This is a genomic window from Luteimicrobium subarcticum, assembly GCF_002798015.1.
Classification (GTDB): Bacteria; Actinomycetota; Actinomycetes; order Actinomycetales; family Cellulomonadaceae; genus Luteimicrobium; species Luteimicrobium subarcticum.
The window spans coordinates 355,932-367,488 of record NZ_PGTZ01000007.1 but is presented as its reverse complement, the minus strand read 5'-3'; the positions used below and the strand labels follow the sequence as shown (position 1 = coordinate 367,488).

The following is an 11,557-nucleotide window of genomic DNA, read 5'->3' as shown; positions in this document are numbered from 1 at the left end:
CGCCCGGCGGCGGTCAGTCGCCGACCAGGTCGCGCACCCCCGTGCGGCGCTGCGCGACGAAGACACCGACGACCGCGCACGCCGCGAGCGCCAGCGCTGCGAGCGCCAGGCCCGTGGCGAGCGGTGCGGCGCTCCACCCCGTGGACGCCCCGCCGAGCGCGCGATACAGGTTGCCGAGGAGGGCCCCGACCACCGCAGTCGGCACCAGCACGAGTGCCGCCGGGACGGCCAGCTCGAGCACCTGTGCGGCACGCAGCGTCCGCGGACCCGTCCCGACCGCGCGCAGCAGGGCGAGCGACCGGCGCCGCTCCGCGGACCGGTCCACGGCCGCGACGAGGAACGCGAGCGCCCCCAGCCCGAAACCGAGCACCGCACCGCCCTCGACGAGCCCGCGCTGGGCGGCGTACGCGGCGAGCAGGCCGACCGCGTCGCCGAGCCGTGCCTCCGCCGCGGGTGCGACACGCGCGATCGCGGTCTGGAGCGCCACGAGGTCCGCGTCGGTCCGCGGTTCCCAGAACACGACCTGGGCACCGTCGGGCACGTTGCCCGCGGGCGGCGGTCCGGTCATCACCAGGCCGTCGCCGAGCACGAGGCCGTACTCCCGGGTCACGAGGGCGTCGGACGGCACCGTGGTGCGGGTGCCGGTGCCGGCCCGGGGCCCCGGCAGGACGACCTGCGTGCCCGCGTGCGTCCCGGACGTCCATCCCTGCGGGACCGCCCGGTACAGGTGACCGTCGACGCACCTGCCCGTGAGCGTCGGCTCGACCCGCCGCAGGTCCGCGCAGGACGCGTAGACGATCTGGCGAGGAGCGCCCGCGGCCGGGGGCTCCCACCGGCCGTCAGCGCCGACCACGTCGAGGGCGACGGTGACGACCCGTGTCGCGGGCAGCGCGACGACGGCGTCGCGCTGGGCGGCGTCCAGATGGCCGAGATCGACGGAGACCTCCGCGAGCGGGCTGTAGTCCTGTGCGGTGGCGCGCACCTCCGCGAGGACCGACGTCCCGACGGCTGCCACGAGCACGAGGACGACGGTCGCCGCGAGCACGCGGACGGTCGCCGACGCGTCCGCCTGGAGCCGCCGGGCCGCGAGACGGACGGCGACGTGGCGCGTCCGGTCCCCCAGCACGGCTCCCGTGCGCTCGACCAGGGGGCGCAGCGCGAGCATCAGCCCGACGAGGCACCCGGCGACCGCGGCCGTGTACCCGTACGCGGCGCCGCCGAGGGACGGGTCCCGGGTCCGCGCCGCCAGCAGCGCGATCGTGCCCGGCACGGCGACGGCGAGCGGCACGAGGCGCCACCGCCGCGCGGGCCGGTGGGTGACGCGCTGCGTGGGCGAGTCGGCCGCGCGCAGCATCCCGACCCGGCACACGCGTCCGACCCCGAGGGTCGCGACGACGACGACCAGCACTCCCAGTCCCCACGGCACTCGCCCGTCGGACGGGAACCACGTCACGCCGAGCAGCCCGGCACGACCGACGGCCGCCTGCACCGACGCGTGGGCGCCGAGCCCGACCAGGGCGCCCGCGCAGCCGGCCACCCGGCCGTCGAACGCGGCCACGAACGCCGACTGCCGCGACGTCAGACCGACCAGGCGCAGCGCCCGCGTGCGGCGGAGCCGCGTGGTCGAGCTGAGCCGGGCGCACACGCCCAGGAAGAGGACGGCGGGCACCCCGACGAGGACCAGCCACTCGAGCGCGGCCGTCCCCGGCGCCACCGGGGGGACCGTCCCGCCGCGGTCACCCCGCCACGCGGTGGCGACCGTGCCGCGGTCCGCGTGAGCGAGCTGTGCCGGGGCCCGGCCGACGTAGAGGACGAGGGCGTCCGGGCCGCGCAGCCCAGGCTGCCCGACCGTCTCCGTCGGTCCGCTCGCGCCGAGCGCCGCCGCGAGCCCCGGGGTGCGGGCAAGGACGTCGCGCAGCGCGGGCGACAAGCACGCCTCGCCCGGCGCCGGGAAGTGCGGGCACCCGGGCGGCACCCACTCCGGTCGCGCGGTCGCGCCGTCGGGCAGCGCGACCTCCCAGCGGGCGACCGGTCGCAGCCCCACCCCGGTGCCCTCCTCGTCTCCTGCGCCGCGCACGAGGAAGCCGGGCCGGTCGTCGTCGTACCGCAGCGTGGGGGTGGACGCCACGGCACGATCGTTGCCGTGGTCGAGCCCGTTCAGCAGGCTCCACGCGCCGAGCAGAGCCGTGACCGTGACGGCGACGCCGCCCGCCATGAGGACGAGCCGCAGCGCCGCCGTGCGACCTCCTCCGCGCAGGAGCCGCAGCGCGAGCCGGGTCACGACGCGGCCGTGGCGGTCACGGGGGGCGCGGCGGCGGGTGTGACCGGGGCGGTGTCGTCGCACACGCCGTCGCTGACCTCCACCCGCCGGTCGGCGGCTGCGGCCACGCCGGCGTCGTGCGTCACCAGGACGACGGAGCTCCCCTGGTCACGGGCGAGCCCGAGGAGCGCGTCGAGGACGGTCGCGCCGTTCGCGGAGTCGAGCGCGCCGGTGGGCTCGTCGGCGAACACGACGGCCGGGGCGTGCACGAGCGCGCGCGCCACGGCGACGCGCTGCGCCTGGCCGCCCGACACCTGGTCGGGCAGGCGCCGTGCGAGGTCGGCGACACCGAGGCGGTCGAGCAGGGCGGCGGTCCGCTCTCGCACCTCGCGACGTGGGCGCCGCAGCAGCTCGAGCGGCAGGGCGACGTTCTCGGCGACGCTGAGCTCGGGGACGAGCTCGGAGCCCTGGAACACGTAGCCGAAGCGTTCGCGGCGCAGCCGCACGAGGTCGTCGGCGGAGAGGTCGGCGAGGTCCGTCCCGTCGATCCGGACGGTCCCGGACCCGGCTCGGACGAGACCCGACAGGCAGTACAGGAGGGTCGTCTTGCCGGACCCGCTGGGGCCGACGAGGGCGACGACCTCTCCGGGCGCGACGGTCAGGGTGGCGGTCGCGAGCGCGACGGTGGGGCCGTACCGAAGTCCGACGGCCCGGGCAGCGAGGGTCACAGAACGGACTTTAGAGAGCGAATCTGACATCTTCCTGGGGGCGGCCGCGACGAACAAGGGCTTCATCGCCGTCGAGCGGGGGGTCGTCCACCTTCTGAGCGCGTTCCAGGTGGACAACTCCCCCGCTCGTGCTCGGCACGGGCCCTGGCCCGGGAGGAGCAGGACGGCCGGGGTCAGCGCAGGGGGGCCTCCTGCAGCTTCTCCTCCGCGGCAGCGACCTCGCTGATGCCCGCCTCCTCCTCGTCCACGCGCGACGCCCGCAGCCGGGACGCGATGATCGCGCCGAACGCGATCGCCGCCGCGACCACCGCGATGGCGATGCGTGCGACCTGGTTCGCGTGGGCTCCCACCGAGATCGCGACGACGGCCGGCGCGATGAGCACGGACACGAGGTTCATGACCTTGATGAGCGGGTTGATCGCCGGCCCGGCGGTGTCCTTGAACGGGTCGCCGACGGTGTCGCCGATCACGGCGGCGTCGTGCGCGGGCGATCCCTTGCCGCCGAAGTGGCCGTCCTCGACGATCTTCTTCGCGTTGTCCCAGGCACCGCCCGAGTTGGCGAGGAACACGGCCATGAGGACGCCCGAGCCGATGGCGCCGGCGAGGAACCCGGCGAGCGGGCCGACGCCGAGGCCGAACCCGACCGCGATCGGCGCGGTCGCGGCGAGCAGACCGGGGGTCGCGAGCTCGCGCAGGGAGTCGCGCGTGCAGATGTCGACGACCCGGCCGTACTCCGGACGGACCTCGCCGGTCATGATGCCGGGGTTGTCGCGGAACTGGCGCCGCACCTCGAAGACGATCGCGCCGGCCGCCCGGGTCACCGCGTCGACCGCGAGCCCCGAGAACAGGAACACGGTCGCGCCGCCGAGGATGATCCCGACGAGCGTGACCGGGCTGATCACGTCGTACCGCGTCATGGCCGCGATGATGTCGTTGCCGACGTGCACCCCCGGCTCGGCCAGGGCGGTCGCGACGGCGTCCGCGTACGAGCCGAACAGCGCGGTCGCGGCCAGGACGGCCGTCGCGATCGCGATGCCCTTGGTGACGGCCTTCGTGGTGTTCCCGACCGCGTCGAGGTCGGTGAGGATCTTCGCGCCCTCCTCGTCCGCTCCGCCCAGCTCCCCCGACATCCCTCCGGCCATCTCGTAGATGCCCTGCGCGTTGTCGCTCACCGGGCCGAACGTGTCCATCGCGACGATCACGCCGACCGTGGTCAGCAGGCCGCAGCCGGCGAGCGCGATGAGGAACAGCGACAGCCCGATCGAGCCGCCCGCGATGAGGAACAGCCCGCAGATCGCCGCCGCGATGATCCCGGCCGTGTACACCGCGGACTCGAACCCGACCCCGATACCCGACAGGACGACGGTCGCCGCGCCCGTGCGCGTCGTCGACGCGACGTGCAGCGTCGGCTTGCTCGTCGTGCCCGTGAAGTAGCCCGTGAGCCACAGGATGATCCCCGCCAGGACGACACCGATGGCGACGGCCGCCGACGCGACCAGCCGCGGGTCGCCCGAGTGGTCGGCCAGGCCACCGCCCGCGAAGTCCGCGAACGAGCCGGGCAGGTAGACGTACGACGCGATCGTGGCGAGCACGACTCCCGCGACGGCCGCGACGTAGAAGCCGCGGTTGATCGCCGTGAGACCGGACTCCTCGCCGCGCACGCGCGTCGTCAGCACACCGAGGACCGCGACGAACGCACCGATGGCCGTGACGAGCAGCGGGAACACGAGACCCTTCTCGCCGAACGCCGCCTTGCCGAGGATGAGGGCCGCGACGAGCGTCACGGCGTACGACTCGAACAGGTCGGCCGCCATGCCCGCGCAGTCGCCCACGTTGTCGCCGACGTTGTCGGCGATGGTCGCGGCGTTGCGGGGGTCGTCCTCGGGGATGTGCTGCTCGACCTTGCCGACGAGGTCGGCGCCGACGTCCGCGGCCTTCGTGAAGATGCCGCCGCCGACGCGCATGAACATCGCGAGGAGCGCCGCACCGAACCCGAAGCCCTCGAGCACCGACGGCGCGTCGCCCTTGTAGACGAGGACGACGACCGCCGCCCCCAGCAGCCCGAGACCGACGACGCTCATGCCCACGACGCCACCGGTGCGGAACGCGATGCGGGCGCCCTCGGCGCGACCGCCCTGCTGGGACGCCGCCGCGGCGACGCGGACGTTGGCGCGCGTCGCGAGCCACATGCCGAGGTACCCGATGGCCGCGGAGAACACCGCACCCACCAGGAAGAAGATGGACCGGCCGACGCGGATGCCGGCGTCCCCGGGGAGCAGGAACAGGAGCGCGCACACCGCGACCGCGAACAGGGCGAGCGTGCGGAACTGACGGTTGAGGTAGGCGGCCGCGCCCTCCTGGACCGCGCGCGCGATGTCGCGCATGGACTCCGACCCCTCGGGGGTCGCGAGGACCTGGCGTCTCAGGACGAACGCCACGGCGAGCGACGCGAGGGCGATCACCGCGATGACGGACACGATCGTGATGCTGGTGGTTCCGAGGTCGAGCATTCGTCCTCCTTGACGAAAGCAGTCGCCGCAGTCGTCAAGACCTGCCGGAGCGTGCCTGCGGGAGCCTCGTCGCCCCCGCGATGTGGCGAGTGTACGCAGAAGGGCAGGAGCGGTAACAGGTCTCCGCCGGGGTGTCCTCCGGCCGGGCGAGTCGCCGCGCCGGGTGGAATCCTTCCCGTGACCCGCACCGGCGCTGCACGGCGCGGCCGACGCGCGCACGATCAGGAGTGTGCGTCGCTCCTGACCGGCGGCGCACGGGAGGTGCCCATGGGCTGGCAGGACGACCTGCGCGACGTGGTCGAGCAGCGCGGCGACGACCTGCAGCAGGTCGCCGCCGACCGCCTGTCCGTGGCGCCCGTCTTCCCGGGCGCCCCCGGGCCGACGGACGCGACCGACCCCTCGGTCCCCGCGCTCCCCGCGGACGCCGGTCACCGCAACCCGGACGACCCGCCGGACGACGAGTCCGAGGACGCGCCGCCGGTGCTCGACCCCGCCGTCGTCGAGCGGGTGTTCGACGACGCGATCGTCACGGTCTTCGTGCACCGCGCACGGACCGCCGGACCGCCGCCGGACCGGTCCCCGGGCGTCCGGATCGTCGTCGGCTCGCACGTCGACGAGCTCGCCGACGCGGTCCAGCGTGAGATCGAGGACCTCGTCCCCCTCGACGAGGACGCCGAGCGGGACCTCGCCGCCCTGCGGGACGTGGGCCCGGCCACCACCCCGGCCGGCCCGGCGGCGGAGCGGCTCGCCCCGCCCCCTCCGGCTCGCCGGCCGCGCCCCCGGGCGACGCGGCCCCTCACGCCACCCCGGCCCCCGCGCGAGCGCACCCCCGACCTCGTCGCCCGGGTCCGTGCGCGCCGCCGCGCCCGGCTGCTGCGCGCGGTGGCCGTCGGCGCGGCCGTCGCGCTCGTCGCCGGCGCGCTGTGCCTTCCGCTGCTGCGCGACGACGGCCCGCCCGCCGTCGCCGCCCCGGACGCGGGCCCCCTGTGCCCCGCGCGGCTCGGCCTCGACAAGGACCCGCTCGTCCCCGTCACGCTCGACCCGGTGCGCGACACCGTCGTCTCCGGCGGCACCTGGACGGCGTCGTACCGCGTCGCGAGCGGCTCCTTCCCGGTACGCGCGGGCGACCTGGCGCCGTCGGTCTGGCTGACCAGCGGCGACCGGGTCGTCGGGCTCGGCAACCGGGTCGAGCCGTCCGGCGCGACGGAAGGCGCGACGTCCGACACGAAGGCAGGCCGTCCGGGGACGGGGACCGCCCGGACCACGGTGCGGTTCGCGTCCTGCGCCACGGGCGACCCGATGCCGGCGGGCCCCTACCAGGCGGTCGTGAGCTCGACCGTGACCGACACCGAAGGACGGCAGCAGCGCCTCGTGTCGGAGCCCGTCGGCGTCACGGTGATCTCGACCGTGCCGGACGGCGCGCAGCCGGAGTGGCTCGCCGGCTCGCCGCTCGCGTGCGGCGAGAGCGTCACGGACCTGGTCGTCCGGACCGCCGACGTCGACGTCGACGGGCTCAGCACCGTGCGGGTCCGCGCGTCCGGGTCCGGGCTGGACGTCGTCGTGCGCAACGACGGCGACAAGCCCCTCTCGCTCGGTGGCCCCGCGCACGCCGTCGCGCTCTGGGTGCAGGACGGGCGCGTCGTCGGGGTGGGGGCGGACGACCAGCAGCCCGGGCTGCGACGGATCGCACCGGGCGGGACGCTCGCCCTCCCGATCCCGCGGTGGGACGTCACCGACTACTGCCGCTCGGCGCCCGGTGGCGAGCACCCGTTCCCGCTCGAGCCGGGCGTCTACCAGGTCGTCCCGTATGCGCGGTACATCGCGAACTACGACGTGGGCGTGGCGAAGTGGTACCTCGGGACCGACGACGCCACCACGGTCCTGGTGACGGCCGACCACCGGGTCGAGCCGCTGCCGTCGGCGGACGCCACCGTCGCTGGGCGATGATGGAGGGCGTGAAGCCGCAGAGCACCCCGAGCACCCCGAGCACCGACCCGAGCGCCGTCCCGACCGCCGCGCGCGAGCACGCCGACGACCTCGCGCGCTTCGTCGAGGCGTCCCCGTCGTCGTTCCACGCGGCCGAGGAGGTCGCCCGGCGCGTCACAGGGGCCGGGTTCGTCCGGCTCGCCGAGACGGACGCGTGGCCCGGCGGCCCGGGGCGGTTCGTCGTCGTGCGCGACGGGTCCGTGATCGCGTGGGTCGTCCCCGACGGTGCGTCCCCGACGACGCCCGTGACGGTGCTGGGCGCGCACACCGACTCGCCCGGGTTCCGGCTCAAGCCCCGCCCGACGACCGGGGCGCACGGCTGGCTCCAGGCCGGCGTCGAGGTGTACGGCGGCCCGGTGCTCGCGTCGTGGCTCGACCGTGAGCTCGAGCTCGCGGGTCGTGTCGTGGTGCGCGACCGCGCCGGACAGGTCGGCGGCCGACCACGGGGCACCCGCGAGCTGTTGGTGCGCACCGGCCCGATGCTGCGCGTGCCGCACCTCGCGATCCACCTCGACCGGAGCGTCAACGACTCGCTCGCGCTCGACAAGCAGCGGCACACGCAGCCCGTGTGGGGCCTCGGCGACCCGCGCGAGCACGACGTCCTGGCGGAGGTCGTCCGCGGGGTCGTCGGCGCCGACGCCACCGTCGACCCGGACGACGTGCTCGGGTACGACCTCGCGGTCGCGGACACGCAGGCGCCGCGCACCTTCGGGGCGGGTGGCGCACTCCTCGCGTCGGGGCGGCTCGACAACCTGCTGTCCGTGCACGCGGGGCTCGTCGCGCTCCTCGCGCACGCGGGCGCCGGTCCGGACCACGCCGCGGATCGCATCGCGGTGCTCGCCGCGTTCGACCACGAGGAGATCGGGTCGTCGTCGCGCTCCGGGGCCGCCGGGCCGTTCCTCGAGGACGTGCTCGACCGCGTCCAGGCGGGGCTGGGCGCGTCCGCGGAGGACGTGCGCCGGGCCCGCGCCGCCTCCCTCGTCGTGTCGAGCGACGTCGGCCACAGCGTGCACCCGAACCACGCCGAGCGGCACGACCCGGCGAACCACCCCGTCGCAGGAGGCGGGCCGATCCTCAAGATCAACGCGAACCAGCGGTACGCGTCGGACGCCGTCGGCATCGCCGCGTGGGAGGCGGCGTGCGCGGCGGCCGGCGTCCCCAGCCAGGCGTTCGTGTCGAACAACGCGATCCCGTGCGGCTCCACGATCGGCCCGATCACGGCGACCCGGCTGGGCCTGCGCACCGTGGACGTCGGCGCGGCGATCCTCTCGATGCACTCGGCGCGCGAGCTCACCGCCGTCGTCGACCCCTGGTACCTGAGCCGCGCGATGCGCGCCGCGCTCCTCGGGTGAGCGTGCCGGCCGCGCGTGGCCCGCACGGCGGGCGGGACGACGAGCCCAGCCCGCTGCTCGACGTCCTGCTCACCGGGCGTGGGCGGGCCGACAGCCTGCGGCACGTGCGCGTCCTGCCCGCGCGCGACGCGCGGCACCGCCCGTGGCCCGTGTGGGCCGACCCCGCGCTCGTCGCCGGATACCGCGCGCTCGGCGTCGCCGAGCCGTGGGAGCACCAGGCCGTCGCCGCCGAGGCGGCGTGGGCGGGGCGGCACGTCGCGCTCGCGACCTCCACCGGGTCGGGCAAGTCGCTCGCGTTCTGGCTGCCCGCGCTGACGTCGGTGCGCGACGACGTCGCCGCGCGCCGGGCCGCCGACACGTTCGACGCCGGCCGCATCGAGACGGTGCGCGCCGCCGGGCCGGGCGGACGCGGGCGCGGCGCCGTCCTGTACCTGTGCCCGACGAAGGCGCTCGCCGCCGACCAGCTCTCCGCGTTGCAGCGCCTGCTCGCGGCGTCGGGCGTCGACCGCGGGCGGGACGCCGTGCGCGTCGCGACGTGCGACGGCGACGCCTCCCAGGACGAGCGCCGCTGGGTGCGCGACCACGCCGACGTCGTGCTCACGAACCCGGACTTCCTGCACTACACGCTGCTGCCCGACCACCGCCGCTGGTCCCGGCTGCTCGCGTCGCTGCGGTACGTCGTGGTCGACGAGGGGCACGCGTACCGGGGCGTGTTCGGGGCGCACGTCGCACTCGTGCTGCGACGGCTGCGGCGGCTCGCCGACCACCACCGTGCCACCGGGCGGCCTGCGCCCACGTTCGTCGTCGCGTCGGCGACGTCCGCGGACCCGGCCGGCACCGTCGGGCGGCTGGTGGGCGTCGACCCGGACGACGTCGTGACGGTCGCCGACGACACCTCGCCCGCCGGGCGCAAGACGTTCGTCCTGTGGGAGCCGCCCGAGCTCGAGGGCGTCGAGCCGCCCGAGGTCGCCGCCGCCCGCGCGGCGGGGACCGCCGGTGCGGTCCGTCGGACGCGGAGCGCGGGCGGTCCGGCGCAGAGCGCGGACGATGACTGGGCCGCGCTCGCCGACGCGCTCCTCGTCGACCCGACCGCCCACGACGACCTCGGGCTCGTCGACGAGCCCGACGGCCCCGCCGTCGTGGGCGACGCCCCCGAGCGTGCGCGCCGGTCGGCGACCGCCGAGGCGGCACACCTGCTCGCGGACCTCGTCGCGTCGGGCGCGCGGACCTTGGCGTTCACGCGCTCGCGCCGCGGCGCGGAGTCGGTCGCGCTCGCGACGCAGGACCACCTGCGGCACGTGTCGGCCGAGCTCGCCGCGACCGTCGCCGCGTACCGCGGCGGGTACCTGCCCGAGGAGCGGCGCGAGCTCGAGGCCGGGCTGCGGTCGGGTGCCGTCCGCGGGCTCGCCACGACGAACGCGCTCGAGCTCGGCATCGACGTGTCGGGCCTCGACGCGGTGCTCGTCGCCGGCTGGCCGGGCACACGCACCTCCCTGTGGCAGCAGGCGGGTCGTGCGGGGCGGGCGGGCGCCGAGGGGCTCGTCGCGTTCGTCGCCCGGGAGGACCCGCTCGACACGTACCTCGTCCACCACCCCGAGGCGGTGCTCGACGCCCCGCTCGAGGCGACCGTGTTCGACCCCGCGAACCCGTACGTCCTCGCTCCGCACCTGTGCGCCGCAGCCGCCGAGTTGCCGCTGCGCACCGACGAGCTCGACACCTTCGGCGACGCCGGGCACGTGCGCGGGCTGCTCGACGTCCTGTCGGACCGCGGGGCGCTGCGGCGCCGCACGTCCGGCTGGTACTGGACGCACGCCCGGCCCGCCGCGTCGATGGCGGACCTGCGCGGCTCGGGCGGCCCGTCCGTCCGGGTCGTCGAGGAGTCGACCGGCCGGATGCTCGGGACGGTCGACTCCGCCGCCGCGGACTCGACCGTCCACCCCGGTGCCGTGTACGTCCACCAGGGGCGCACGTTCGTGGTCCGGGCGCTCGAGTCGGAGGGCGGGTGGTCCACCGGCTCCCCCGACTCCACCGACGATGCCGCGGGGCACCCCACCGTCGCGCTCGTCGAGGAGCGTCAGGTCGACTTCGGGACGTGGGCGCGCACGTCGTCCACGGTGCGGCTCGCGTCCGACGAACCGGTGCACGAGCGTGCCTGGGGACCGTCCGTCACGTGGGGGTACGGTCCCGTCGAGGTGTCGAGCCAGGTGGTGAGCTTCCAGCGCCGGCACCTGCCGGACCTGCGCATCCTGTCCGACGAGGACCTCGACCTGCCCGAGCGGTACCTCTCGACCATGGCCGTCTGGTGGACGGTCGAGACGTCCGTGCTCGACGCAGCCGGGCTCACCGAGGAGGCCGTGCCGGGCGCCCTGCACGCCGCCGAGCACGCGTCGATCGGCCTGCTGCCCCTGCTCGCGACGTGCGACCGCTGGGACCTCGGCGGCCTGTCGACCGCGCTGCACGTCGACACCGAGCAGGCGACCGTGTTCGTGCACGACGGCCTGGCGGGCGGCGCGGGGTTCGCCGAGCGCGGCTTCCACCTCGCCGCGACCTGGCTGCGCGCGACCCGCGACGCCATCGCGTCGTGCCCGTGCGCCGACGGGTGCCCCGGGTGCGTCCAGTCGCCCAAGTGCGGGAACCTCAACCACCCCCTCGACAAGGACGGTGCCCGCCGTCTGCTCGACGTCGTCCTCGCCGCGGCGCCACCGGCCTGACGACGGCTGC

6 protein-coding genes are annotated in these 11,557 nt (G+C 76.2%); 3 read left to right on the top strand and 3 right to left on the bottom strand.

The features are described from left to right. Positions 1 to 13 precede the first annotated feature (13 nt). The 3 genes from CLV34_RS06760 to CLV34_RS06750 all read right to left on the bottom strand — a co-directional run bounded on the left by CLV34_RS06760 (position 14) and on the right by CLV34_RS06750 (position 5,498). Complete coding sequence (locus CLV34_RS06760) at positions 14 to 2,281, bottom strand: ABC transporter permease family protein (RefSeq protein WP_157803737.1); 2,268 nt, start codon at positions 2,279 to 2,281, stop codon at positions 14 to 16. Next, the gene (locus CLV34_RS06755; RefSeq protein ID WP_245859067.1) at positions 2,278 to 2,988 is read right to left on the bottom strand and encodes an ABC transporter ATP-binding protein; all 711 of its coding nucleotides are present in this window, start codon (positions 2,986 to 2,988) and stop codon (positions 2,278 to 2,280) included. The genes CLV34_RS06760 and CLV34_RS06755 overlap by 4 nt, the downstream gene beginning before the upstream one ends. Positions 2,989 to 3,161: 173 nt before the next feature. Next, positions 3,162 to 5,498 carry a sodium-translocating pyrophosphatase gene (locus CLV34_RS06750; protein ID WP_100349504.1) on the bottom strand — a complete coding sequence of 779 codons (2,337 nt, stop codon included), beginning with the start codon at positions 5,496 to 5,498 and terminating at the stop codon, positions 3,162 to 3,164. 267 nt (positions 5,499 to 5,765) lie between these two features. Here CLV34_RS06750 and CLV34_RS06745 point away from each other — a divergent pair, with 267 nt between their 5' ends. Genes CLV34_RS06745 through CLV34_RS06735 form a run of 3 tightly spaced genes read left to right on the top strand, consistent with a single transcriptional unit; the run spans position 5,766 to position 11,547 of the window. Next, the gene (locus CLV34_RS06745; protein WP_100349503.1) at positions 5,766 to 7,445 is read left to right on the top strand and encodes a hypothetical protein; all 1,680 of its coding nucleotides are present in this window, start codon (positions 5,766 to 5,768) and stop codon (positions 7,443 to 7,445) included. Further along, positions 7,445 to 8,836 (top strand): M18 family aminopeptidase, encoded by a 1,392-nt coding sequence (locus CLV34_RS06740; protein ID WP_100349502.1) that lies wholly within the window; start codon positions 7,445 to 7,447, stop codon positions 8,834 to 8,836. The genes CLV34_RS06745 and CLV34_RS06740 overlap by 1 nt, the downstream gene beginning before the upstream one ends. Before the next feature lie 2 nt (positions 8,837 to 8,838). Then, positions 8,839 to 11,547, top strand: a complete 2,709-nt coding sequence (locus CLV34_RS06735) for a DEAD/DEAH box helicase (RefSeq protein WP_245859114.1) — start codon at positions 8,839 to 8,841, stop codon at positions 11,545 to 11,547. The last annotated feature ends 10 nt before the right edge of the window (positions 11,548 to 11,557 follow it).